Here is a 22,852-nt window from a genome sequence, read left to right on the forward strand (position 1 = left end):
CAGCAGAGTGGATCCGTCCTGCTGGTCCTCCGGATCCAAGGCAATGCGACGTGACTCCGTGCGCCGCTCCATGTGCAGGAACGCGGACGCGAGTTCGTCATGACCAACGGGAGCGGGCACAGCCACGTTGAGCGTCCCACCACCGAGCACCGAGAGGTGAACCGGGCGCAGTACCGACTGGCCACGCCCCGGACCACCGAAGGCGGGCACAGTTCTGATCTGCCCCATGCTGCCACGGGCCCGTCTCACCGTACGGCGGGCCCGCGCCGCAAGGGTCACGGCATGGGACAACAGAGCTTGGTTCATGACACCCGATTACCTCTGCTTGCGCTTGACGGTGGAACACAAGAGTGGACACACACTTGTTGGCCAACAGGACCGCTCCCGGCCACCATTCGTTCCCGTCTGAGTCTGTGATCCGTGTTACGGCCGTGACAGTGAACCTGTCAGTTTTCGGCGGCATCCTCACCGAGGCGAAGGTCTCTTGCTCTGCCGGCGCCATGCCCGGCAGCCCTGGAGAGGCCGGGAAAGGTAAGGCTCACCATGGACCCAACCGCCGCCGAACAAGAACTGCCGCAGTCACCGACGCGGTCCCCGACTTCCCCAGCTGAACCCCGATCCACCAACAGCCGCTCGGTCAATGCCGAAGGTGCCGCTCTCGTCAGGGCCTACCGCGCGTTGATGCCTCACCGGCTGCGCCGAACCATCGCCCGCCGTTACTCTCCCGAGTCACGAAGAAAACTCAAGGCATTGGTGAGTGGTGCGTTCGTGACGGCCGCGGTGCGTCGCGCGATGCTGTCGGTGCTTGCCGTGCTGTGTCGTTCACGGATCGCGGCCACCGGTGCCGTCGTCACGTGGGCCCATGGCCGTGCGCGTATCGCATTCAGTGAGGTGAACCTTGCGCCGCATGTGGCCCGGGCAGGCAACCTGTCCAGAGTGACAGCCGCCCTGGAGCGGTCCGGCATCCACTACTTCTGCATACGCGGCCAGGAGAGGCACTCCACCATCGTTGCGGTGCCTGTCGGCGACCGGCAGCGGGCCGTGAGCTCACTGCGCAAGCTGTGTCATGAGGTTCCGGGGTATCTCGTGCGCCGAGGCGCCCGCGGCCCCCGTGTCGTTCCCGCTCACCGGGCGCGCGCGTGGCGGGCGGGTTCGGGTGCGTCGACGCTGAGCCTGTTCTGGTTCCACACCGAGCCCAGTGAACAACTGGTACTGGGGCCCGAACATGCCTGCGAGATCGAGTTCTGGGCGCCGGAAGACGGCATGCTCCGCGCACCGCGACGCAACGCGGTCACCGAGTCCGTACCTCTTGACGAGCCCGAAGTGCGGTCTCCCCTTTCGGACTTCACGGCTCCGGCCGGGCTGCATGCCACTTCCACTGCAATGGTGCGCACCCACAAGGCCTTCACAGCCCTGCTCCCAGGAGACGTCGACTTTCCCGTGGATGCGGTCTACACCTGGGTCGACGGCAACGATCCGGCGTGGCTGCGCCGCCGGGCGGCGGTGTCGAGCGAGGGACTTCATGTGGAGGCGGCCAACGCGGGCCGCTATGCGGACCACGACGAACTGCGATACTCGCTTCGTTCGCTGTCCATGCACGCCCCGTGGATCCGCAACATCTACCTCGTCACCGATGATCAGACGCCAGGGTGGCTGGACACTGCCCAGCCCGGCATCACCGTGGTCAGCCACCGCGAGATATTCAGTCGGCAGGAGTACCTTCCCACGTTCAACTCGCACGCCATCGAAAGCCAACTCCACCACATCGAGGGCCTGTCCGAGCAGTTCCTCTACTTCAACGACGATGTCTTCCTGGGGAACGAGGTCCTTCCCGAAGACTTCTTCCTCGCCAACGGCCTGAGCAAGTTCTTCCCTTCACCCGCCCTGGTGCCCCTCGGGCCCCGCCTCACCGAGGACCCTCCGGTTTCCCTCGCGGGCAAGAACAACAGGGCCATCGTCCAGGACCGGTTCGGCAGGCTGCTCGTACAGAAGATGCGCCACGTCCCGCACCCCCTGCGGCGCACCATTCTCGACGAGATCGAAAAGGACTTCCCCGAACAGCATCAGCTGACGGCCGGCACGCGCTTCCGAGGGCCGGACGACCTGGCTGTGCCATCGTCGCTGTACCACTACTACGCGTTCCACACACAGCGGGCTCTGCCTTCGGAACTCTCCTATGTCTACGTCGACGTGTCGTTGCCCAACTCGGCGAATCGACTCGACCAGTTGCTGCTGAAGCGCGACAAGAAGGTGTTCTGCCTCAACGACACCTGCTCGACGGAAGCAGACTTCGACCGGTGCAACCGGCTCCTGAGGTCTTTCCTCGACGCCTACTTCCCCGTGCCGAGCCGATTCGAGAAACACTCCTGAACCTGAACCGCCTACTCCTCCGGCTCCCAGGCCTGGAGCAGGTCGAAGAGACGTCGGTCGCCGTCGAGCTTCAAGGAGTCCACCGGAACACGGCCGTACAGGGCCAGGACCAGCTCACAGGCCGAGCCCAGGGCGGAGGCGTCGGCCGCGTCCGGGCCCTCGCCGGCGGCGGTGGCGGGCATTGCGCCGGGCGCGGGGAGACGAGTGGTCCGTGCGCCGTCGGCGGAGACCGAGAGGCGCCAGAAGCGGCCCTCGGTGGTGTGGTAATCGACGACAGCGGGCTCGTGCGGCCAGGCGCTCGTCGTTGCGCAGCAGGTGGACAGGAACTCGTCGACACCGTCGAGGGCCACCTCGTCCGGCAGCGGCTGCGGGGCACCCACGGTGATCTGGGCGTCGTAGGTGTGCAGCGCGACCTCCTGGAGCTGGTGCCGGGCCACGGCACCGCAGGTCTGCGGCGACTGCGACGTACCCCACCACGTCCAGCAGCCGCGATCCGGGCCGGCCTCCCGCAGTGCGTCCAGTAGCTGCCGCGTCGACGCGGCCAACCAGGCCACCAGGTCCTCGCGCTCCCGAGGCGCGGCCGGGGCGCCCTCCGATGCGGACTTGGCCGGGGGAGCGGAGGCAGGCCCTGCGGCGACGATGGCGGCCCAGCGGCGGCGCCCCTCGCCCAGGTGCCGCACCAGATCGAACAGCGTCCAGTCGGGGCAGGTCGGCACCTGCACGTCGAGGCTGGGCGCGGAGGCGACCGCGGCGCAGAAGGCGGTCGACCGTTCGTCGATCAGACGCAGCAGGTCAGGGAAGTGCAGAGTCTCTTCCACTCCGGTTGTCCATCACCGTGATCCGCCAACCGGCATGCGATTTCCTGTCGAGCAGCCACGTACCGCGTGCAGACCATCCGTGGTCGCCCTGCGTGAGCACGCGCTGATCGTGCGTGCGGTTGTCGTCCCTCCTGTGGCACGGGATGCTGAGGGAGCACGGAGGGAAGCGGTGTCATGGATCGTTTTCCGAATACGGCCAACGTCGATTTCCACAGCCCTTTGGACCTCTCCAAGGCCGCCGCCGCAGTACTGGACGCCGAAGGCCGCATCTCCGGATGGGGAGCCTCGGCCCAGCGCCTCCTCGGACATTCACCGCAGGACGTGCTCGGAAAGCCGGCCGGTCGACTGCTGGCGTCCACCCCCGGGCAACGGCTGTCGGCCCTCTGCAAGACGCACAAGCCCCGCAGCACCGTCCTGGACCTGTGCTGCCGGGACGGACGCACCCTGCGCGCGGCCGTGACGTTCAGCCCCCTCGAACACCTGGGTGTCGCCGCGACCGTCGTGGTCGCGGCCGAGCTGGAGGCGCTGCGCGGCTGGGAGGCGCAGCTGGCCATGCTCCAGGGAATGGCGACCGAGTCGACCGTGGGCCTGACCATCTTCGACACCGACATGCGCGTCGTCTGGGGGAACGTCTCCACCGATCTGGAGCTCGCGGGGATCGCCCAGTACGTCGGCCGGCCGGCCGCGGATCTCTTTCCCGAAGGCGAGTTCATCTCCCGGCACCACCCCCCGGACGAGGACCAGATCATGGAGCACGTCATGACGACGGGCGAACCGATCATGGGGATGCACTATCGCGGCCGCGCCCCCGCCGACCCGGTGCGCGAGCACGTCTGGTCCTGCTCGTACCACCGGCTGGTGGACGCCCGCGGCGAGCTGCTGGGACTGTTCGAGGAGTCCCTGGACATCACCGACCGCTACCGCGCCCAGGAACGACTGTCGCTGCTGGTCCGGGCAGGAAAGCGCATCGGTGCCTCGCTGGACGTGCGCCGTACGGCCGCGGAACTCGCTGACGTGGCGGTACCGCAGCTGGCCGACGAAGTGCTGGTGGATCTGCCGCCGGCGGTCATCGAGGGACGGCAGCCGCCGACGGGCTCGGCACCGGGTCACAGTCTGCTGCGGCTGCACGGCCGGACCCCGGAGGAGTTCCGGACCAGTCCCATCTCCTACGCACCGTCGTCACCGCAGGCTCTGAGTCTGGCCACCAGCCGCCCCGTCGTCGACGACTCACCGCCCGAGGCACCGGGCGAGAGGGGATCGGCCGCCTCGGCCTCCTGCCTGTTCGTCCCGCTCCTCACCCGCGATACCGTCCTGGGCCTTGCCACCTTCCGGCGCAGCAGCAACCCCGACCCCTTCGGGCCCGAGGAGCAGACGCTCGCCGTGGAACTGGCCGAGCGAGCCGCCGTCGGCATCGACAACGCTCGCCGTTACACCAGCCAGCACGCGGCGGCCCTGGTACTGCAGCGAAGCCTGCTGCCACAGCACCTGCCCGAGCAGAGCGCGGTCGACGTGGCGTACCGCTATCTGCCTGCCGACAACCGCGTGGGCGTGGGCGGCGACTGGTTCGACCTGATCCCGCTGTCCGGTGCCAGAGTGGGCCTGACCGTCGGCGACGTGGTGGGCCACGGCGTGCACGCGGCCGCGACCATGGGCCGGCTGCGCGCCACCGTACGAACCCTCGCCCTGCTGGACCTGGACCCGGCCGAGTTGCTCACCCGGCTGGACGGCCTGGTCGCGCAGGACTCGGAACCCCACGCGAATGACTGGCTGAGCGACGAGGCGCTCGGGGTGACCTGCCTGTACGCGATCTACAACCCGGTCAACGGCCGGTGCACCTGGGCGAGCGCGGGCCATCCCCCGCCGATCGTGGCCGATGCGAGCGGCTCGGTGGCCTTGTCCTCGCTGACGCCGGGACCGCCCCTGGGGCTGGGCGGCCTGCCCTACGAGAACGTCGACCTGAGCTTGTCCAGCGGCAGCTTGGTGGCGTTCTTCACCGACGGCGTCGTGGAGGACCGGCGCACCGACATCGACAGCGGGATCGACCGCCTGGCCCAGGTGCTCACCTGGCAACGATGCCCGCTGGAGGAGCTGTGCGACCGGGCGCTGTCGGCCTTGCCGCCCGGACCACAGGTGGACGATGCCACGCTGCTGCTCATCCGCACCCGGCGGCTCGACGCCGAGCATGTGGCGGACCTGGAGCTGCCGCCCGACCCGGCCATGGTGGCTCACGCCCGCACACTGACCGAGCGCCAATTGGAGACCTGGGGTCTGTCCGAACTTTCGTTCAACGCCGAACTCGTGGTGAGCGAGCTGGTCACCAACGGCATGCGGTACGCCACCGGACCCGTCATGCTGAGGCTGATCAAGGATCGCTGCCTGCTGTGCGAGGTGTCCGACAACGCGCACACCGCACCACACCTGCGGCGAGCGCGTCGGGACGACGAGGGAGGCCGGGGCCTGTTCCTCGTCGCCCAGCTGTCCCAGCGCTGGGGCACGCGGTACACCGCATCCGGGAAGACCATCTGGGCCGAACTGTCCTTCCCTTAGCCGGAGATCGGATGCGGCCGCGCTGCTCACCGACGCCGGTTCGCCGAGGGTGCGGGGCGGTGCAAGCTCCGTTCGGAGCGCCCACCCCGCAGGCCTTTCCCGGCCGGGGCCGCGCTGCCCGCATACACGAATTGGGATCATGTGCATGTGATGACTTGAAGAACTCTTCAAGTCATGAGCACACGTCAGCCCGGCTCTGGGGCGGCTTATACCTCGATCTGCTCCTCCACCTTCTTGAGTTGATGGCGAGCCATCGCCAGGTTGGAGCGGGTCTTGTCGAGTACGAGGTACAGGAACAGCCCGTTGCCGTTACGGCCGGCGACCAGCCGGATGAGGTGGTACTGCTTCTCCAGGGTGATCAGGATGTCCTCGATCTGGCCCTTGAGACCCAGATGCTCCATGGTGCGCACCTCGGCGCGGATGACATCCGTGTTCCCGGCCGCGGCGACGGTCAGGTCCAGGCCCTTGCCCCCGCCCAAGGTGCCCAGGGCCATGCCGCTGGTGTAGTCGACAACCGCCGCCCCCAGCGCCCCGTCGACCCCCGCCATCATCTCCTTCAGTGACACTTCCACACTCGTCATCGAAGCCTCCCCTTTGGTTGTCGGCTGCGGCGGGCCGCCGGCTTGGGACCCGCCCTCGTGGCCGCACCGTAGGGGGGCGGATCCAGCCCGAGGGGTGTCTCTCCACAGGTGACACACAATGATCGAAAGGCGGTCTGCGAAGGTCGCCCGATGACCAGGATTGACGCGCGGGGCTGGATGCACCCGCGGGACGGATCGAAGCGCGGTGGCGCGGACGCAATGGCGGCCGCTCCGGCCTGAGGGTCACTGAGTCTTTTCAGCACTGCCGCTCCAGGGTGAGGACAGCCTTGGCGGCTGACACGAGTTGGCTGGGGCTGCAGCGGGCATGGCGGAAGATGCGCCAGCGCTTGACGGTGGCCACGCCGCGTTCGACTGGGACTCGCAGTCGAGCGTGCGCTTTGTTCAACGACCTCTCCTTCGCGGTGAGCTCCTGCTTGGGACGCCGGCGGACCGGGACGGCGACGCCGGGGCCGGCCCCGGTATATGCCAGGTCCGCCAGCGCGGGGATCTTCAGGCGGGCACAGGTGGCGAGGATGCGGTGTCTGCGGGCTGCGGTGAGGTCATGGGTGCGGCCGGGCAGTGAGCGGGAGATCCACACGAGCTTGCCGCCGGAACCGGTGATGACCTGCAGGTTCACCCCGTGGCGGCGGTGCTTGCCGCTGTAGTCGGCTCGTCCGTCGCCGACCCGGTCGCACTCGGCGAGGGTGCCGTCGATCAGTACGTATTCCTCCTTCGCCTCCCGCAGGGCGCGGGTCAGTCCTGGCGCCTTGCCGGCGAGTAGGTCGGTGACCTGGTGGACGTAGGCGTGGGCGGTGCCCACGCTGATCCCGAAGCCAGCCGCGATCTGAGCCAGGGTGTCGTGCTTGCGCAGGTACACCAGCGCGACCAGGGCGCGCTGGGAGGGGCGGAGCTTGCAGCGCCGGTCACCCTCGCGAGTGACGATGAGCATGGTGACCCACTCGACCAGCGCATGCGGGAGGTCAAGTGCGGCAGGATAGACGACCAACGAGGCCCTTCGGGTGACGAGTTGAGGCGTAGAGCACCTCTCTCAACACCCCAAGGGCCTCGGACGTTCTTCCGGCTTCGACGCGGCCTCTGACGTCACCCGACCGGTGGCCAGCCTGAAAAGGCTCACTGTCAGACGCGGAGCGGCCGTACACCGAGGGTGCTCCGTCCCTCGGTGGGGAAATGGCCTATTGCACTGTCACGTTGACAGTGGGGGAGTGGGTCTTGCCCGAGGCGACACGGAATTGCTGTGTGCCTTTCATGTTCACTCGGGTCGCGAGGGCGTACGCGTTGCCCTTCTTGATCTTGGAGTTGATGTGAAGTGGAACCCACTTGCCGTTCTTGTCCATCTGCAGCATCACCGATGCCCCGGCCCGAACGCCGGAAGTGTGCCCGGCGAAGTGGACCGTGTGCCCGGCCTTCACGGTCGTGGGGCTTGCCTTGACCGTGATCGAGGCGGGATGCGACGGCTCGTAGCAGCCATGGCTCCACCTGCGCCGACGGCGAGTAGCGCGGCCGACATCGCTCCCGCAGCGAATGACCGTGCATGCACGTACATGGCGGCCTCCGTCGAAGAGAAGGACGACCCGTCAAAGACCATGATTGTACGGGGCGCTTCGTGCAATAACCACGCTAGTCCGCCGACTCGGATGAGGCATCCAAGCGAAAGTACATAGGTAACTACGACGTAATAGATCGGTAAGTGAAATAGCCGGAGACCGGCAGTGCATCCCGAGTCTGGTCACACACGGAAATGCCGATTCCAAAATACGGACAAAATTATCGCCCGGCATTTACCTTCATGCCGGCCGGCGGGCCGTCGGCGGTGGCCGCCGGTACCCGGCCGCCCTCCGTGCTCACCCGCACGTCCCCGGGGTCCACCGTCACCGGTACCTCGATCTGCCGCAGCAGTCACGCTGTCACGCAGTAGCGGCTCTCAGTCGTCGGTCAACTGTGGTGTCAGCCTTGCCAGTTGCGGCCCGGTCTCCTACATTAAGCGCGGCATTAAATCCACTTAACTGAATGCTTAAGCGAGGTCGCCGTGCCGTACCGCGCAAGACCGCGTATGCGTTGGGTCGCCGCTGCCGGGGCTGTCCTGGCCACCATGACGGCGCTGGTCGGCGGAGTGAATCCAGGGCGGGCGGAGGCGGCCGTGCCTCCGGTCCGCACTCAGCACGTCGAGTACTTCCCGGGACCTTTGTCCGAGCCCCGCCAGGTGACCGTCCCGGCGGGCACCCCCGGCCGGATCGCCCGCCGCACGCCGACACCGGCGGGCGCCACTTCGGCGGTGAAGGCACTCCAGCGCACCGGTCCGGTGTCCGGGCGGTTAGACCTGGTGGTGATGGGCGACGGCTACACGGCCGACGAGCAGGGCGAGTTCGCCGTCGACGCCGAGGAGAAGCTGGACGCTATCTTCGGTATCGAGCCGTACCGGAGCTACCGCGGCCTGTTCAACATCTGGTTGGTCAACACCGTCTCCAACGAGTCCGGCGTCTCCGGTGACCCGGGGACCGACGTCGTCAAGGACACCGCGCTGGACGCCTCCTTCTTCTGCGACGGCATCGAGCGACTGCTGTGCGTCGACACCGATGAGGTCGCGCGGTACGCCGAGTTGGCCCCGGACGCCGACATCGTCTTCGTCGTCGCCAACTCCACCAAATACGGCGGCGCGGGCTACTCCGCTGCCGACCTGCCGTCGGGCTCGACCTTCCACGGGGTGGCGACGATGTCCTCCGACAACGACAGGTCGTACCTCATAGGCGCCCACGAACTGGGCCACTCCATAGGTCACTTGGCCGACGAGTACCAGTACACGGGCTACGGCACGTACCCCTCCGCCGAGGAGCCGGCCGCCGCCAACCTCACCCTCCACCGCGATCCGGGAGCGACGAAGTGGTACCGCTGGCTCGGGGAGTGGGACCCGTCCGGTTCGGTTGTGGGCACGTACGAAGGCGGGGGGTACTACGAGGCGGGCGTCTACCGTCCGACCGAGACGTCCCTCATGCGCTCCCTGGCCTCGACCGAGTTCAACGTCGTCGGCCGCGAGGCGATGATCGCCGGCTTCTACGCCGACGCGGACGCGCTGACCTCCTCCCTTCCTCGATCCCGGCCGATCGGGCCAGGGCGCCGGATCACGGTACGCCTCGTACCGCTGACCGGCCTCGCCGGCCTCGAACTGACCTGGTACGCCGACGGCAGGCAGGTGAGGTGGGCGACGGGCGAGCTTTCGGTGACACCACGTGAACTCGGCGTCCGAGGCCGCGGCCACAAAGTCACGGCCACCGTGACCGACCATACGACGGCAATACGGGATCCAGCGGTCCGGGCACAGACGACCACCTCACTGACGTGGACGGTGCGGTGACACAGCGGCCCGCCCGGGACGGCGGGGGAGGAGACGGGTACCGGACACCCGCGCTCGCGGGGAGCGCCGTCAGCCGGTCGTGTCCGTCGAGGCCAGGGCCGTGAGGGCGGCGTCGAGGCGGCGGGTGGCCTCCTCGGCGACCGGGCGGAGGGCGTCGAGTTCGGTGAGGGCGACCATCGTGTTCGGGTCGAGGACCTGTACGGCGGTGCGGTCGCCGTCGCGGCGGACCACCACGTTGCAGGGCAGCAGCAGACCGATGGAGCGGTCGGTCTCCAGGGCGCGGTGGGCGAGGGGAGGGTTGCAGGCGCCGAGGATGACGTAGTCCTCCATGTCGTGGTCGAGCTTGGCCTTGAGTGTGGCGGTGACGTCTATCTCGGTGAGGATGCCGAAGCCCTGGGCGGCGAGGGCGTCGCGGGTGCGGGCGACGGCGGTGGCGAAGTCGGTGTCGAGGTGGACGGTGCGGTCGTAGCGCATGGCGGTGGTCTGCCCTTCTGATCGGCTTGCGTGGCGCGGGGCGGGTGTCCGGCCGCGTGCGACGTGCTCATGAGGTGTTTCCCCGGGCCTTTCGGCCCTTGAAAATACCCCCTGGGGTAATCATGTTACCTTCCTATGTATACCCCCTGGGGTAATCCATCACTGGAAGGGAGTACCTCGTGTTCTTCATCGACACGATCGAGGTGTCGGGACTCGGCAACCGCAGCTATCTCGCGGGCGGTGAGCGCACAGCCGTGGCCGTCGACCCGCCGCGCGACCTCGACCAGGTGATCGCGGCGGCCGCTCGGCGCGGGGTGCGGATCTCGCACGTCGTCGAGACGCACGTGCACAACGACTACCTCACCGGCGGACTGGAGCTCGCCCGGGTCACGGGCGCCGACTACCTCGTGCCCGCCGGAGCCCGCGTCGCCTTCGACCGCGTACCGGTGCACGACGGTGACCGTACGGATGTCGACCCCGAGGCGGGCCTGACCCTGCGTGCGCTGTCCACGCCCGGGCACACCCCCCACCACACCTCCTATGTGCTGGAGGAGAACGGCACGGCGGCCGCGGTGTTCACCGGTGGCTCGCTGCTGATCGGCACCGTCGGCCGCCCCGATCTGGTCGAGCCCCGGCTGACCGACGGGCTGGCCCGCGCCCAGTACGCCTCCGCGCACCGGCTGGCCGCCGAGCTGCCCGAGGAGACGGCCGTGCTGCCCACCCACGGGTTCGGCAGCTTCTGCTCGTCCTCCCAGGCCGAGGGCACTGCCACGACCATCGGCAAGGAGAAGGCGTCCAACGAGGCCCTCACCCGGGACGTCGACACCTTCGTCGCCGACCTGCTGGCCGGCCTGGACGACGTCCCCGCCTACTACGCGCACATGGGCCCGGCCAACGCCGCCGGACCTGCGCCCGTCGATCTGACCCCGCCCGCCGTTGCCGACGCCGAGGAGATAGCCGCCCGGCTGGGCGCGGGGGAGTGGGTGGTGGACCTGCGCAATCGGGTCGCCTTCGCCCATGGGCATGTCGCGGGCTCGTTCAACTTCGAGGCGGAGGGGCAACTCGCCACGTATCTGGCCTGGCTGATCCCCTGGGGCAAGCCGGTCACCCTGCTCGCCGAGTCGCCCGAGCAGCTCGCTGTCGCCCAGCGTGAGCTGGTGCGGGTGGGTATCGACCGGCCGGCCGCCGCGGCCACGGGTGGGCCTGCCGACTGGATGCGCGAGGGCGAGGCGCCGGCCTCCTTCCCGAGGGGAACCTTCGCCGACCTCGCCGGGCGGTCCGAGGACGTCGTCGTCCTGGATGTGCGCCGGGCGTCGGAGCGGGCCAGTGGGTTCGTCGAGGGCTCGGTCCACGTGCCGATCCACACCCTCCACCGCCGCCTGGACGAGGTTCCCGAGGGCGAGGTGTGGGTGCACTGCGCGGGCGGAATGCGCGCCGCGATCGCCGCCTCCCTGCTGGACGCCGCGGGCCGGGACGTCGTCGCCGTGGACGACTCGTTCGACGCGGCCGAGAAGGCGGGACTCACCGTCCGGACCTCCTGACGGCGCAGGGCGCAGAGGCCGAAATTCCGTACCGACATGGGACACAGGAGCCAGAAACCGAGATGAGCATCTTCCGACGAGGCCGGCGCGGCCCGGGGCGCGTGAGCGTTCAAGAGGCTGCCGTGCGCACCGGGCACGGCGCCGCCGACGACGGCGGTGACGCCGTGCTGCTGGACGTGCGCGAACCGTACGAATGGCAGGCGGGACACGCGCCGCGAGCCGTGCACCTGTCGCTGTCCGCACTGGCCGCCGGGGCGGGGCTGCCCGCTCACGCGCAGGCACGGCCCCTGGTCGTGATCTGCCGCTCCGGCAACCGCTCCCGACAGGCGGCCGAACTGCTCGCCGCCCGCGGCTCCCAGGCCGTGGACGTGATCGGCGGGATGCGGGACTGGGCCGAAGCGGGTCTGCCGGTGGTGGACGAGCACGGCCGTAACGGCACCGTCGCGTGAGCGCGGTCATACTCGCCCTGGCCGCCGGAGCCGTCATCGGCCTGGCGCTCGGCGCGCTCGGGGGCGGCGGCAGCGTCCTGGCCGTCCCCGCGCTGATCTACCTGCTCGGCTTCAGTCCGGTCGGGGCGACGACCGCGAGTCTGGTCATCGTCACGCTCACCTCGGTCACCGCGCTGGTCGCGCATGCCCGCGACGGGAATGTGCGGTGGCGTACGGGGCTGCTGTTCGCGGCTGCCGGGATCGGTCCGGCCATGCTGGGCGGCGCGCTCGCCGCCCGCGTCCCGGAGGCCGCACTGACGGCGGCGTTCGCCGTGGTCGCGGGAGCGGCCGCCATCCGCATGCTGCGTTCCGGGCCGGCCGCCGAGGGCACCGTGACGGTGCGGCCGGGGCGCGCCGCGGCGGCCGGTGCCGGGCTCGGCGCGGTCACCGGCATCCTCGGTGTCGGCGGTGGCTTCCTCGCCGTACCGGCGCTGGTGGGTGTGCTCGGCATGCGGATGCGCAACGCGGTGGGCACCAGCCTGCTGGTCATCACCGTCAACTCACTGGCAGCGCTGGCGACCCGGGCCGGTACGGTCGAGGGGCTGGACTGGGCGGTCGTGGGCCCCTTCATCGGGGCCGCGATCCTCGGCGCCTGGGACGGCAGGCGGCTGTCCGCCAAGGTCTCCGGGCACACGCTTCAGCGGATCTTCGCCCTGGCGCTGCTGGCCGTGGCCGGCTTCATGCTGATCGACGCGGTCGCGTGAGGCCGCCTCAAAACATGATCACGCCAAAGACAGGAACAGCTTCTCCAGGCGGGCGCGCATCGCCTCCGGGTCCTCGCCGTTCTTGCGGCCGGACTCCATGTCCGTCACGCACTGCTGCAGGCCCGTCGCGATGATCGCGAAACCGGCGCGGTCCAGCGCGCGCGAGGCGGCGGCGAGCTGCGTGACGACGTCCTCGCAGTCGCGCCCCTCCTCGATCATCCGGATCACACCGGAGATCTGTCCCTGTGCCCGGCGCAGCCGGTTCAGCACGGCCTTCAGGCCCGCACCCTCAAGCTCCAGTTCCACGATCACTCCTCGAAAGATACCCCTAGGGGTACTGTACGTCCCGGTTCGGGACGACGTCGACCATTAAGGATCACAGCTGCCATGACCAACTCCCCCGCTCCCGTCACACTCGGCACGGACCAGGCCCGCACCCGGTTGCACGAGTTCACCGTCATCGATGTGCGCACGCCCGCCGAGTACGCCTCGGGCCACCTGCCCGGCGCGCTGAACATCCCCGTGGACCACATCCGGCGGGCGCTGCCGGAGATCCGGGACGCGGCCGAGCGCGGTGACGTCCTCGTCGTGTGCGCCTCCGGAGCCCGTTCCGAGAACGCCTGCCGGCTCCTGGCCGCGCACGGCATCGCCACGGCGACCCTCGCCGGCGGCACCGGCGCCTGGGCCGCCGAGGGGCACGACCTGCACACACCGGCGGCCTGCGACACCCGTGCCGGCTGGAGCATGGAACGCCAGGTGCGCTTCACCGCCGGCACCGCGGTTCTCCTCGGCCTCGCCCTGGGCCTGCTCGTGCACCCCGCCCTCCTGCTGATCTCGGCCGGTATCGCGGGCGGCCTGGTCTTCTCCGCCCTGACGAACACCTGCGGCATGGCGGTCATGCTCGCCAAGCTGCCGCACAACCGCCCGCGCGCGGCCGACCTGGATGCCACGCTCGCCGCTCTCCGCAACCGCTGAACCCTTGCGGTCCAGGGCACCCACGCAGCCGCCGTGGGTGCCCTGTGCCGTCAGTTCCCGCCCACCGGACCCGCGGCGGCCTGCCGGCGTACGTCCTCCATGTCGACGGCCCGGATCTTGCCGATGAGCTCCTCCAGCGCCTGCGGCGGCAGGGCGCCCGGCCGGGCGTACAGCACGGTCCGGTCGCGGACCGCCATGAGCGTGGGGATGGACGAGATCTGGAAGGTCGCGGCGAGTTCGGGCTGTGCCTCGGTGTCGACCTTGCCGAACACGATGTCCGGGTGGCGTTCGGCCGCCTTCTCGTAGACGGGGCCGAACATCCTGCACGGTCCGCACCAGGCGGCCCAGAAGTCGATCAGCACGATGTCGGAGCCGGTGACGGTCTCCTCGAAGTTGTCCTTGGTCAGTTCGACGGTCGACATGGGGCTCCCTCTCCTCCTGGCATATATACCCGGTGGGGTATCTGCTGGGTTCAACCGGTGCTGGGTCGGGTTTGTTCCATGCAGACCAAGACCAGTGGTGGCTGAAGGGATCGGCCTCAGGGCTCCAGCGCGATGTCGATCTCGGGCGGCTGGTGGAGAGTGTTGTGGACCGTGCAGTGCGAGGCCACGGCCAGCAGCGCCGCGCGGCGCTCTTCGGGCAGCTCCGGCGGTGGGACGACCACGACCTGCAGGGAGGCGACCCGGGCCGGGCGGTCGGTGGCCATGGTGAACTCCGTGCGGACGCGCAGGCCGGCGCGGGGGAGTCCGTGCCGGTGGAGGTAGCGGCCCGCGTAGAACGCGACGCAGGTGGCCAGCGACGCCGCGAACAGCTCCGTCGGGGTGGGTGCGGTGTCCGTACCGCCCGCCTCCGGCGGCTGGTCGACCCGGAGGCGGTGTCCTCGGACGTCCACCGTGTAGGCATCCTGCTCGACGTGGGTGACCTCAAGACGGTGCACGGCCGTGGACTGCGGGCGGTTCGTGCTGAGGGTGTGAGGTGTGCTGCCGGTCATGGCCGAGCCCTTCTCGCTGGTGTCGGCTGCTCCGGAATCCAGTCGACCACTGAGTGCGGGTGCGGGGCGAGGGGCCGACGGGGTCTGCCGAGGACCGTTCGGCCCTCGCACCCGTTCTCGCGCCGGTATACCCTGCGGGGTATTTTTCCAGGGGGTTCGCGGTGGATGGGCGGACCCCCAGGGTCGGTGGTCCCGGCCGAAGACATACCCGGGTGGGTACCCGAGTGGGGACTAGAGGCCCATGCCCGGCCGGCATCTCCCGTACGACAGTGAAGGCATGGGCAAACACATCGTGATTCTCGGCGGCGGAACCGCCGGCACCATGACGGCGAACCGCCTGTGTCGCACATACGACCGGCGCGAGTGCCGGATCACGGTCGTCGACCAGGACGACGACCACCTCTACCAGCCCGGCCTGTTGTTCGTGCCGTTCGGGCTCGCCCAGCCGCGCCACCTCGTGCGGTCGCGTCCCCGGCAGCTGGACGCGGCCGTCGACTACAAGCAGGCGCGGATCGAGCGGGTCGACCTGGACGGCCGCACGGTGCACCTCGCCGAGGGCATCCGGCTGTCGTACGACATCCTCGTGGTCGCCACCGGAGCGACGCTGCTGCCGGAGGAGACCGAGGGCCTGACCGGTCCCGGCTGGGGCGAGAAGGTCTTCACCTTCTACGACCTGCCCGGCGCGACCGGCCTGCACGACGCGCTGGAACGCTTCGACGGCGGCCGCGTGGTGATCGACGTGGCGGACCTGCCGGTCAAGTGCCCCGTCGCGCCACTGGAGTTCGCGTTCCTTGCCGACTGGTACTTCCAGCGGCGAGGCATCCGGGACCGGGTCGAGCTGACGTACGTCACCCCGCTGGACGCGGCCTTCACCAAGCCGGTCGCGGCCAAGACGCTGGGTGGGCTGCTCAAGGAGAAGGGAGTTGAGCTGGTCACCGAGTTCACGCTCGGCGAGGTCGACGGTGCCGGGGGCCGGCTGGTGTCGTACGACGAGCGCGAAGTGCCCTTCGATCTGGCAGTGGTCGTGCCGCTGCACGCCGGCGCGGAGTACGTGGGCCGCTCCGAGGGGCTGGGCGACGAGTTGGGCTTCATCCCCGTCGACCCGCACAGCCTCCAACACCCGGACCGCCCCGAGGTGTTCGCCATCGGCGACGCGGCCGGTCTGTCGGCGTCGAAGGCGGGCTCGGTGGCCCACTTCGAGGGCGAGGTGCTGGTGCACAACATCGCGCGCTACCTCGCCGGACAGCCGCTGGACGCCGCCTTCGACGGGCACACGAACTGCTTCGTGGAGACCGGCTTCCACAAGGCCCTGCTCATCGACTTCAACTACGACACCGAGCCGCTGCCCGGCCACTTCCCCGGCCCCGTCGGCCTGCCGCTGCTGAAGGAGTCGCACGCGAGCCACCTCGGCAAGCTCGCCTTCGAGTGGCTGTACTGGCACAGCCTGCTGCCCGGCCGAGAAGTGCCCGGCATCGGCTCGGCCATGCCCGAGCGCGGCAAGAACCACGTGTCCGCCTGACCGAGAGGAGCACACCGTCATGCCCACCGCCACCTACGCCGACACCGCCGTCCCCGTCGACGACGAAGGCTTCTTCACCGACCCCGCGCAGTGGACCGAGTCGATGGCCGAGCAGATCGCCCGCGAGCAGGGGATCGACGAACTGACCGACCGGCACTGGACGGTCATCCGCTTCATGCGCGAGCAGTACACGGCCAAGGGCACCGGTCCCACCGTGCGGGTGCTCGGCAAGACCTCCGGCGTGAGCGTCAAGGAGCTCTACCAGCTCTTCCCGAAGGGCCCGGCGAAGATCGCCGCGAAGATCGCCGGGATTCCCAAGCCCCGCGGCTGCATCTGAGGAGGGTGCCCGTCATGGCCGACACCGCAACGATCGAGAAGGTCTCGATCATCGTCTCCAAGGGATCCCTGGAAGGGATCTACCCGGCCCTGATCATGGCCAACGGCGCGCGCGCCGAGGGCATCGAGGCCGACCTGTTCTTCACCTTCTTCGGCCTGGACGCGATCACGAAGAAGCGGTGGGAGCACATCAAGCTGGCCACCGTGGGCAATCCGGGCCTGCACCTGCCGACCCTGCTGGGTGGCATGCCGGGCGTGCCGGACCTGGTCACCCGGTACATGGAACGCAAGATGGACAAGCTCGACATCCCGCCGATCCCCGAGTTCATCGAGATGATCGCCGACACCGGCGCGGGCATCTATGCCTGCAAGGCGTCCGTCGATCTCTTCGAACTCGACAAGGACGACCTGGTCGAGCAGGTCCAGGGGATCATCACGGTCGGGGAGTTCTACGAGCGTGCGGCCGGCAGCCAGATCATCTACACCTGAGCTGACCGGGGTCCTCGCGGGTCGGTACGACGGGCTGGGCGCCGCGCTCGGCCTGGCCTGCCTGCAGAAGGAGCAGGCGGGCCAGGTCGCGTGCCTCGTCGGCGGTGAGCGCCGCCCATACGCCCGGTTCGCCGCCCTGGTCGCGGCCTACGTCCAGGGTGACCCGGCCGATGGGCCGGTCCGCGGGCGCCAGCTGCAGATACTGCACGGTGATCCTGCGCCCGCAGGTGGTCACGACGCAGTTGTCCTCGCTCGTCGGGGGCCGGTCACGTCCTGCCGTCGTCATGGTCCTCACGCTCCTCCGCCGGGTTGCTGACGGTCCCCCTCGGCTGTCGTCTGTGATCTGAATACCCAGAGGGGTATAAGCGACAGCGTCACGCGGGGCCGCATTGTTCCCCGGCGCGGGGTGCGCGTTTCCCGTTCACGGGCGGGTGGCGAGGCGATCCGGGCTTCCGTTGTCCGGCATCGCCGGGGCGTCGCTCGTCTGCTCCGGCGTTCGTCCGGAGCGCCTGAGCATGTACCAGCTGAAGGCGATCCCCGCGGCCGCGGCCACGGAGGCCCATGTCCAGGGGCTGGTCAGCAGGGTGTGGCGGAGGTCGGTGCTGATCTGCTGGCTGAGGACGAACACACCCATGACGGCGACGAACCAGCCGAAGGACTTGCGCAGCGCGTCCTGCGGGATACGTCCGGCGACCAGACCGCCGAGCACGCTGCCGACCACGGCGGTCGCCGTGACGAGTGCGGCGAAGCCCCAGTCGATGTGGACGCTGGCGAGGTAACCGGCCAGGCCCGCGAAGGACTTCATGGCGATGACCAGCAGTGAGGTGCCGACCGCGACGGTCATCGGCAGGCCGCCGAGCAGCGCGAGGGCGGGCACGACGAGGAAGCCTCCGCCGGCGCCGACCAGTCCGGTGACCAGGCCGACGACGATGCCGTCCAACAGGACGTGGAGGACGGGGAGTTCGTGGTGGACCTTCTTCGGCGCCTGCCTCCGCCCGCGGATCATGGCGACCGCGGTGGCGATCATCATGAGGGCGAACGCGATGAGCAGGACCGTGCCGGGGATGAACTCGGCCAGACGTCCGCCCGCGTAGGCGCCGGTCATGCCCGCCAGACCGAACAGCAGCCCCGTACGCCAGCGGACGCGTCCGGCACGGGCGTGCGAGACGACCCCGGCGGCACTCGTGACGCCGACCACGAACAGGGAGGTGGCGATGGCCTCCTTGGTCTCCATGCCGGCCAGGTAGACCAGAATCGGCACGGTCAGGATGGATCCGCCGCCGCCCAGGATGCCGAGGCTGACGCCGATGAGCAGGGAAGCGGCGATGATGACGGCGATCATGACGCACCCCGCAGGGCGGCGACGACCGTGTCGAGGCCGGTGCGCGGGCCACGGTTGTAGGGCAGCTTCGACAACAGCATGCCCATCGCGCAGGTGTTGGTGAGCGCGGCGATTGCCAGTCCGGCACCGACGGCCGTGCCGATCAGGTGCAGTCCGGGCACGAACAGGCCCGCGACGCCCGTCACCAGCACCAGGCTTCCGGCGACGAGCCGGACCTGGCGCTCCAGGTCCCAGCGCTCAGGCCCTCGGTTGAGCGGGCCGCCGGCGGACTCCCATGCCATGACGCCGCCGTCCAGGACGCGCAGGTTGGGCAGCCCGGCCTCGGCGAGGGCCTGTTCGGCCTGGGCGGCGCGGGCGCCGGAGCGGCAGATGAGGACGACGTCCTCGTCGAGGTGGTGGAGCAGTTCGGCGCGGTGCTCGCGCAGGGTGTCGAGGGGGACGTTGTAGGAGCCGGGGATGTGGGCGGTGTGGAACTCGCCGGGCGTACGCACGTCCAGCAGACGCGGGCCCTGGCCCGACTGGGTCAGCTCGCGCAGAGCGGCGGGATCGAGACGTGATGTGTCGGCATGGAGGGTCATCGGGGGTTCCCTGTTGTCCGTGAAGCGTTCTTTTTGTCTGTGAAGCGTTTTTTCGATGGGGGCGGGCGGCGGCCGGTGCCCCGGTCGCCGCCCGGTTCGCGGGTGGATCAGACGTCGGCCGACGCGGGCAGGGCGAGCCACGCGCCGTAGCCGCCGAGCAGGTCGGAGACGTCGGTGCGGCCCTTGTGGCGCAGCAGGCTGGCGGCGATGGAGGAGCGGTGGCCGCCTGCGCAGTGCACGACCAGAGGCCGGTCGGCCGGGATCTCGTCGATACGGCGGGCCAGTTCGGCCAGCGGGATGTGCAACGAGCCCTCGATGAAACCCTCTTCGCGCTCGGAGGTGTTGCGCACGTCCAGAACCAGAGGTGCTTCGTCGCCGTCCAGCAGCGGACGCAGTTCGTCGGTGGTCAGGCGGCTGGCCTGCTCCATCTCGTCGGCCAGGGCCGGGAAGGCGCCCTCGGGCTCGCGCAGATACCCGCCGACCTTGTCGAAGCCGATCCGGGCGAGCCGGGTGACGACCTCCTCCTCGCGATCCTGCGGCGCGACCACGACGACCTCCTGCTCGGGGGCGACGACCATGCCCGCCTGCTCGGCGAAGCGGCCGTCCGCGGGCACGTTGACGGAGCCCCGCAGATACCCGGGCGCGAAGTCCTGCGGCGAGCGGGTGTCGATCACGACGGCTCCCGCCGCGCGCCGCTCCATGAACTCCTCCACCGACAGCGGCCGGGGCGCGGCGGCCGCGTCGAACAGGCCGTGCTCCTTGCGGTTGAGGATGGCGTCGTAGACGAAGTAGGCGGGCGCGGACGGCTGTCCCGCCGTCACCAGCTCCACGAACCGCTCCTCGCTCATCGGCCGGCAGGCGTAGTTGGTGGCACGCTGCTGGCCGATGGTGGACTGGCGCTGGGTGGAGAGGTTCTTGCCGCAGGCGGAGCCGGCGCCGTGGGCGGGGAAGACCCGCACGGCATCCGGGAGGGCCATCAGCTTGTGCTGGACGGTGTCGTAGAGCATCTTGCCGAGTTCCTCGGCGGTCACCCCGATCGAGGCCAGCAGGTCGGGGCGGCCGACGTCGCCGATGAACAGCGCGTCACCCGTCAGTACACCGTAGGGGAGCGTGTCGTCCGCGTGCTCGTACACCAGGACGCTGATCGACTCCGGCGTGTGACCCGGGGTTTCGAGGATCTGGAGCTGGACGTCGCCGAGGCTGATGCGTTCGCCGTCGGTCAGCTTGTGTATGGGGTACTCGGCCTCGGCGCGCTGCCCGTAGCCGATCCAGGCACCGGTGCGGTCGGCGAGCTCCAGGTGGCCGGCGAGGAAGTCGGCGTGGAAGTGGGTGTTGACGACCGCCTCGATGGTGAAACCGTGGGCGGCGGCGTCGGTGAGGTACTCGGAGACGTCGCGGCGCGGGTCGACGACGACGGCCTTGCCCGTGGTCTCGTCGGCGATCATGTACGAGGCCTGGGAGAGGCAGTCGAGGTAGTACTGGGCGAAGAACATGGTCGGGTGACCTCCATAGCGGATGGGCTAATTACCCCGGGGGGTATATAGAAGGGTCTGGTCCGCCCTTGTCGGAGGACGGGGCGATGGCCGGCCCGGGTCGGGGGATGCCCGGGCCGACCGGTCAGAGGCGGCCGGTGAGCATGCCGTGCCAGTACACCGGCGGCAGCACATACCGCTTGAACACCCACATGTCGCGCCGCTCCTTGAACGTGTTGATCAGCGGGAACGAGGGCGTGGGGTTCAGGTCGTAGTCGAACTCGGCGAGCAGCATCCGGTCGCGGGCCGTCACCAGCGGGCACGACGTGTAGCCGTCGTACCGGCGCGACAGGGAGCGTCCGTGCATCACGTCCAGCAGATTCGCGGCGACCACCGGGGCCTGCTTGCGTACGGCCGCGCCGGTCTTGGAGGTGGGCAGGTTCGCCACGTCGCCGAGCGCGAAGACGTTGTCGTACGACGGGTGCTGGAGCGTGTGCTTGTCCGCGGCGACGAAGCCCTGGGGGCTGGCCGGATCGGTGAGCGGACTCGCCTTGACCCAGTCGGGCGCGCTCTGCGGCGGCACGGCGTGCAGGAAGTCGTAGCCGAGGATTTCCTTCGTGCCGCCGGTGTGGTCGGTGACGGTGAGCTCGCGGGCGTCACCGTCGACGGCGGTCATCTCGGAGCGCAGCCGCACCTCGATGCCGTACCGGTCGGCCACCTTCTCCAGTACCTGTGACCACGCGGGCACCTTGAACATGGCCGGATCGGGGATGACGAGGACGATCCGGATGTCGTCGAGGACCTTCCGCCTGCGCCAGTGATCGGCGGCCAGGTAGGCGATCTTCTGCGGAGCGCCGCCGCACTTCAGCGGGGTTGCCGGATGGGTGAACACTGCCGTGCCCGAGCGCATCTGCTTGATCAGCTCCCAGGTGCGCGGGGCGTACTCGGGTGCGTAGTTGCTGCTCACCCGGTCGTGGCCCACGGCCTCGCCGAGGCCGGGGACGCCACCCCAGTCGAGCTGGAGTCCCGGTGCCATCACCAGGTATTCGTAGGCGAGTTCGGCGCCACCGGACAGGGTCACCGTGCGGGCCTCCGGGTCGACGGCCAGGGCGCGGCGGCGGATCCAGCGCACGCCGTCCGGTATCACCGACCCCTCGGGGCGCCGGGAGGTGCCCAGGGTCGCCTGGCCGCCGCCGACCAGGGTCCACAGCGGCTGGTACCAGTGGGTGTCGGACGGTTCGATCAGGGTGATGTCGTTGACGCCTGCGCGGCGCAGGCGGGCGGCGACGCTGATGCCGGCGCTGCCGCCGCCGATGACGGCGACGCGGTGGCGGCCGGAGATCGGTGCGTCGGCGGGGGAGGGGGTGGCGGCCAAGGCGGCTCTCCTTTCCAGCTGGCGGGTGTGCGGGTGTGCGGGTGTGCGGGTGTGCGGGTGTCGGACGGGGGTCAGGCGGCGTGCTCGTGCGAACCGGCCGCGAGGGGGCGCCCGCCGCGGGCCCAGGCGTCGGTGCCGCCCGACACGGAGTAGGCGTCGATGCCGCGGAAGGTCATCAGGTCGGCGGCGGTCCTGCTGCGGTTGCCACGGGCGCAGATCACGTACACCGGCCGGTCGGCGGGCAGCTCGTCGCACCGGGCCGGCACGGTGCGGAGCGGCATCAGCCGCGCGCCGGGAACGTGCCCGGCCGCGTACTCCTCCGCCTCCCGTACGTCGACCACGAGCGCACCGTCGGCCCAGGCCGCGGCGCATGCCTCGGGTGTCACTTCACGAGCCAATTGGTTGCCTCCTCAATTACCCCCGGGGGTATCTATTCGGCGAGAGTACGACCATCCGGCGAGGAGCGTCAAATACCCCACGGGGTATTTGCCAACGGGGCAACCCGAGGCTCGGCGCCAGGGCCGGGAACCGGTCGTGATCGCTGTGGTGGGCTCTGGGCGGCCGTTTCGGAGCGTCATCCGCGTCCCACGGCAGCGCTGACGTCGATCGGCATGACGCCATGCCGGGTCACCGTGGCGATCCCGATGACCGAGCCTGGCGCCCAACTCGCCGTCCCGACCCTGATGCCGGACGTGTGGCACCCCGGGTCGATGACGCTGCTGGTGCTGGCCGGGGGGGGGGCGATCGCCGCACGGGCGCGGTGATCCCGGCGTGCGCGGCGGCACGGCAGACCGTCGCCCGGGTTCTGCGTGCGGAGTGAGTGGGGGCCGCGGTTACGGGCGATGGCGACCCGTCAGGTCACTGGCCCACGTGCGGAGGCCC

At 69.7% G+C, this 22,852-nt stretch carries 24 protein-coding genes; 10 read left to right on the forward strand and 14 right to left on the reverse strand.

Features of this window, described 5'->3' with window-relative positions:
• Positions 1 to 543: 543 nt before the first annotated feature.
• The gene (locus tag ACFY1J_RS30700; protein WP_390711775.1) at positions 544 to 2,370 is read left to right on the forward strand and encodes a stealth family protein; all 1,827 of its coding nucleotides are present in this window, start codon (positions 544 to 546) and stop codon (positions 2,368 to 2,370) included.
• Between the two features lie 11 nt (positions 2,371 to 2,381).
• Here the strand turns inward: ACFY1J_RS30700 and ACFY1J_RS30705 are convergent, their stop codons facing one another.
• Positions 2,382 to 3,188 carry a maleylpyruvate isomerase N-terminal domain-containing protein gene (locus tag ACFY1J_RS30705; RefSeq protein WP_390711776.1) on the reverse strand — a complete coding sequence of 269 codons (807 nt, stop codon included), beginning with the start codon at positions 3,186 to 3,188 and terminating at the stop codon, positions 2,382 to 2,384.
• Between the two features lie 174 nt (positions 3,189 to 3,362).
• Between ACFY1J_RS30705 and ACFY1J_RS30710 the strand changes: the two genes are divergently transcribed.
• Positions 3,363 to 5,735, forward strand: a complete 2,373-nt coding sequence (locus ACFY1J_RS30710; RefSeq protein ID WP_390732336.1) for a SpoIIE family protein phosphatase — start codon at positions 3,363 to 3,365, stop codon at positions 5,733 to 5,735.
• A 206-nt stretch (positions 5,736 to 5,941) separates the two neighbouring features.
• Here ACFY1J_RS30710 and ACFY1J_RS30715 read toward each other — a convergent pair whose 3' ends face one another.
• The 3 genes from ACFY1J_RS30715 to ACFY1J_RS30725 form a co-directional block, all read right to left on the reverse strand.
• A complete protein-coding gene (locus tag ACFY1J_RS30715) occupies positions 5,942 to 6,316 on the reverse strand; it encodes a hypothetical protein (RefSeq protein WP_363301840.1) in 375 nt (124 codons plus the stop codon).
• A gap of 256 nt (positions 6,317 to 6,572) precedes the next feature.
• Positions 6,573 to 7,322: a transposase family protein gene (locus ACFY1J_RS30720; RefSeq protein WP_390732337.1), complete on the reverse strand. Its 750-nt coding sequence runs from the start codon at positions 7,320 to 7,322 to the stop codon at positions 6,573 to 6,575.
• A gap of 187 nt (positions 7,323 to 7,509) precedes the next feature.
• Entirely contained in the window at positions 7,510 to 7,746 is a 237-nt protein-coding gene (locus ACFY1J_RS30725; RefSeq protein WP_390711779.1) for a hypothetical protein, read from the reverse strand.
• A gap of 680 nt (positions 7,747 to 8,426) precedes the next feature.
• Here ACFY1J_RS30725 and ACFY1J_RS30730 point away from each other — a divergent pair.
• Positions 8,427 to 9,686, forward strand: a complete 1,260-nt coding sequence (locus tag ACFY1J_RS30730) for a M64 family metallopeptidase (protein ID WP_390711780.1) — start codon at positions 8,427 to 8,429, stop codon at positions 9,684 to 9,686.
• 69 nt (positions 9,687 to 9,755) lie between these two features.
• Here the strand turns inward: ACFY1J_RS30730 and ACFY1J_RS30735 are convergent, their stop codons facing one another.
• On the reverse strand, positions 9,756 to 10,160 hold the full coding sequence (locus tag ACFY1J_RS30735) for a DUF302 domain-containing protein (RefSeq protein WP_390711781.1): 405 nt from the start codon (positions 10,158 to 10,160) through the stop codon (positions 9,756 to 9,758).
• Between the two features lie 179 nt (positions 10,161 to 10,339).
• On the opposite strand from ACFY1J_RS30735, the gene ACFY1J_RS30740 reads away from it, so the two are divergent.
• The 3 genes from ACFY1J_RS30740 (at position 10,340) to ACFY1J_RS30750 (ending at position 12,893) form a co-directional block, all read left to right on the forward strand.
• Positions 10,340 to 11,701, forward strand: a complete 1,362-nt coding sequence (locus ACFY1J_RS30740; RefSeq protein ID WP_390732338.1) for a rhodanese-like domain-containing protein — start codon at positions 10,340 to 10,342, stop codon at positions 11,699 to 11,701.
• 62 nt (positions 11,702 to 11,763) lie between these two features.
• Complete coding sequence (locus ACFY1J_RS30745; protein ID WP_390711783.1) at positions 11,764 to 12,150, forward strand: rhodanese-like domain-containing protein; 387 nt, start codon at positions 11,764 to 11,766, stop codon at positions 12,148 to 12,150.
• Entirely contained in the window at positions 12,147 to 12,893 is a 747-nt protein-coding gene (locus ACFY1J_RS30750) for a sulfite exporter TauE/SafE family protein (RefSeq protein ID WP_390711784.1), read from the forward strand. Before ACFY1J_RS30745 ends, ACFY1J_RS30750 begins: the two co-directional genes overlap by 4 nt.
• An 18-nt stretch (positions 12,894 to 12,911) precedes the next feature.
• Here ACFY1J_RS30750 and ACFY1J_RS30755 read toward each other — a convergent pair whose 3' ends face one another.
• Positions 12,912 to 13,199 (reverse strand): metal-sensitive transcriptional regulator, encoded by a 288-nt coding sequence (locus ACFY1J_RS30755; RefSeq protein ID WP_263215692.1) that lies wholly within the window; start codon positions 13,197 to 13,199, stop codon positions 12,912 to 12,914.
• A gap of 81 nt (positions 13,200 to 13,280) precedes the next feature.
• Here ACFY1J_RS30755 and ACFY1J_RS30760 point away from each other — a divergent pair, with 81 nt between their 5' ends.
• The gene (locus ACFY1J_RS30760) at positions 13,281 to 13,868 is read left to right on the forward strand and encodes a rhodanese-like domain-containing protein (protein WP_390711785.1); all 588 of its coding nucleotides are present in this window, start codon (positions 13,281 to 13,283) and stop codon (positions 13,866 to 13,868) included.
• 50 nt (positions 13,869 to 13,918) lie between these two features.
• Here ACFY1J_RS30760 and trxA read toward each other — a convergent pair whose 3' ends face one another.
• Positions 13,919 to 14,290, reverse strand: coding sequence for a thioredoxin (gene trxA / locus ACFY1J_RS30765; RefSeq protein WP_390711786.1), 372 nt, complete (start codon positions 14,288 to 14,290; stop codon positions 13,919 to 13,921).
• Positions 14,291 to 14,406: 116 nt separating this feature from the next.
• The gene (locus tag ACFY1J_RS30770) at positions 14,407 to 14,859 is read right to left on the reverse strand and encodes an OsmC family protein (protein WP_390711787.1); all 453 of its coding nucleotides are present in this window, start codon (positions 14,857 to 14,859) and stop codon (positions 14,407 to 14,409) included.
• A 277-nt stretch (positions 14,860 to 15,136) separates the two neighbouring features.
• Between ACFY1J_RS30770 and ACFY1J_RS30775 the strand changes: the two genes are divergently transcribed.
• Genes ACFY1J_RS30775 through ACFY1J_RS30785 form a run of 3 tightly spaced genes read left to right on the forward strand, consistent with a single transcriptional unit; the run spans position 15,137 to position 17,203 of the window.
• Positions 15,137 to 16,378 carry an NAD(P)/FAD-dependent oxidoreductase gene (locus ACFY1J_RS30775; protein WP_390711788.1) on the forward strand — a complete coding sequence of 414 codons (1,242 nt, stop codon included), beginning with the start codon at positions 15,137 to 15,139 and terminating at the stop codon, positions 16,376 to 16,378.
• A gap of 19 nt (positions 16,379 to 16,397) precedes the next feature.
• The gene (locus ACFY1J_RS30780) at positions 16,398 to 16,715 is read left to right on the forward strand and encodes a TusE/DsrC/DsvC family sulfur relay protein (protein WP_390711789.1); all 318 of its coding nucleotides are present in this window, start codon (positions 16,398 to 16,400) and stop codon (positions 16,713 to 16,715) included.
• Between the two features lie 14 nt (positions 16,716 to 16,729).
• Positions 16,730 to 17,203: a DsrE/DsrF/DrsH-like family protein gene (locus ACFY1J_RS30785; RefSeq protein ID WP_390711790.1), complete on the forward strand. Its 474-nt coding sequence runs from the start codon at positions 16,730 to 16,732 to the stop codon at positions 17,201 to 17,203.
• Here the strand turns inward: ACFY1J_RS30785 and ACFY1J_RS30790 are convergent.
• The 6 genes from ACFY1J_RS30790 to ACFY1J_RS30815 all read right to left on the reverse strand — a co-directional run bounded on the left by ACFY1J_RS30790 (position 17,190) and on the right by ACFY1J_RS30815 (position 22,368).
• A complete protein-coding gene (locus tag ACFY1J_RS30790) occupies positions 17,190 to 17,489 on the reverse strand; it encodes a hypothetical protein (protein ID WP_390711791.1) in 300 nt (99 codons plus the stop codon). The two genes, ACFY1J_RS30785 and ACFY1J_RS30790, sit on opposite strands and share 14 nt — an antisense overlap.
• A gap of 135 nt (positions 17,490 to 17,624) precedes the next feature.
• Complete coding sequence (locus ACFY1J_RS30795) at positions 17,625 to 18,545, reverse strand: sulfite exporter TauE/SafE family protein (protein ID WP_390732339.1); 921 nt, start codon at positions 18,543 to 18,545, stop codon at positions 17,625 to 17,627.
• The gene (locus ACFY1J_RS30800; RefSeq protein WP_390711793.1) at positions 18,542 to 19,123 is read right to left on the reverse strand and encodes a rhodanese-like domain-containing protein; all 582 of its coding nucleotides are present in this window, start codon (positions 19,121 to 19,123) and stop codon (positions 18,542 to 18,544) included. The genes ACFY1J_RS30795 and ACFY1J_RS30800 overlap by 4 nt, the downstream gene beginning before the upstream one ends.
• Before the next feature lie 107 nt (positions 19,124 to 19,230).
• The gene (locus tag ACFY1J_RS30805) at positions 19,231 to 20,616 is read right to left on the reverse strand and encodes a rhodanese-like domain-containing protein (RefSeq protein ID WP_390711794.1); all 1,386 of its coding nucleotides are present in this window, start codon (positions 20,614 to 20,616) and stop codon (positions 19,231 to 19,233) included.
• A 124-nt stretch (positions 20,617 to 20,740) separates the two neighbouring features.
• Positions 20,741 to 21,970, reverse strand: a complete 1,230-nt coding sequence (locus tag ACFY1J_RS30810) for an FAD-dependent oxidoreductase (protein WP_390711795.1) — start codon at positions 21,968 to 21,970, stop codon at positions 20,741 to 20,743.
• A gap of 71 nt (positions 21,971 to 22,041) precedes the next feature.
• Positions 22,042 to 22,368, reverse strand: coding sequence for a rhodanese-like domain-containing protein (locus ACFY1J_RS30815; protein WP_390711796.1), 327 nt, complete (start codon positions 22,366 to 22,368; stop codon positions 22,042 to 22,044).
• Positions 22,369 to 22,852 lie beyond the last annotated feature (484 nt).

It is taken from the genome of Streptomyces sp. NPDC001406, assembly GCF_042895285.1.
Taxonomy (GTDB): Bacteria; Actinomycetota; Actinomycetes; order Streptomycetales; family Streptomycetaceae; genus Streptomyces.

What these genes read in the sequence shown, in the direction of transcription:
- trxA (WP_390711786.1), bottom strand. Translation starts at nt 14,290, where the DNA reads ATGTCGACCGTCGAACTGACCAAGGACAACTTCGAGGAGACCGTCACC.
- ACFY1J_RS30800 (WP_390711793.1), bottom strand. Translation starts at nt 19,123, where the DNA reads ATGACCCTCCATGCCGACACATCACGTCTCGATCCCGCCGCTCTGCGC.
- ACFY1J_RS30790 (WP_390711791.1), bottom strand. Translation starts at nt 17,489, where the DNA reads ATGACGACGGCAGGACGTGACCGGCCCCCGACGAGCGAGGACAACTGC.
- ACFY1J_RS30780 (WP_390711789.1), top strand. Translation starts at nt 16,398, where the DNA reads ATGCCCACCGCCACCTACGCCGACACCGCCGTCCCCGTCGACGACGAA.
- ACFY1J_RS30775 (WP_390711788.1), top strand. Translation starts at nt 15,137, where the DNA reads ATGGGCAAACACATCGTGATTCTCGGCGGCGGAACCGCCGGCACCATG.
- ACFY1J_RS30735 (WP_390711781.1), bottom strand. Translation starts at nt 10,160, where the DNA reads ATGCGCTACGACCGCACCGTCCACCTCGACACCGACTTCGCCACCGCC.
- ACFY1J_RS30795 (WP_390732339.1), bottom strand. Translation starts at nt 18,545, where the DNA reads ATGATCGCCGTCATCATCGCCGCTTCCCTGCTCATCGGCGTCAGCCTC.
- ACFY1J_RS30715 (WP_363301840.1), bottom strand. Translation starts at nt 6,316, where the DNA reads ATGACGAGTGTGGAAGTGTCACTGAAGGAGATGATGGCGGGGGTCGAC.
- ACFY1J_RS30700 (WP_390711775.1), top strand. Translation starts at nt 544, where the DNA reads ATGGACCCAACCGCCGCCGAACAAGAACTGCCGCAGTCACCGACGCGG.
- ACFY1J_RS30710 (WP_390732336.1), top strand. Translation starts at nt 3,363, where the DNA reads ATGGATCGTTTTCCGAATACGGCCAACGTCGATTTCCACAGCCCTTTG.
- ACFY1J_RS30745 (WP_390711783.1), top strand. Translation starts at nt 11,764, where the DNA reads ATGAGCATCTTCCGACGAGGCCGGCGCGGCCCGGGGCGCGTGAGCGTT.
- ACFY1J_RS30785 (WP_390711790.1), top strand. Translation starts at nt 16,730, where the DNA reads ATGGCCGACACCGCAACGATCGAGAAGGTCTCGATCATCGTCTCCAAG.
- ACFY1J_RS30760 (WP_390711785.1), top strand. Translation starts at nt 13,281, where the DNA reads ATGACCAACTCCCCCGCTCCCGTCACACTCGGCACGGACCAGGCCCGC.
- ACFY1J_RS30770 (WP_390711787.1), bottom strand. Translation starts at nt 14,859, where the DNA reads ATGACCGGCAGCACACCTCACACCCTCAGCACGAACCGCCCGCAGTCC.
- ACFY1J_RS30805 (WP_390711794.1), bottom strand. Translation starts at nt 20,616, where the DNA reads ATGTTCTTCGCCCAGTACTACCTCGACTGCCTCTCCCAGGCCTCGTAC.
- ACFY1J_RS30730 (WP_390711780.1), top strand. Translation starts at nt 8,427, where the DNA reads ATGACGGCGCTGGTCGGCGGAGTGAATCCAGGGCGGGCGGAGGCGGCC.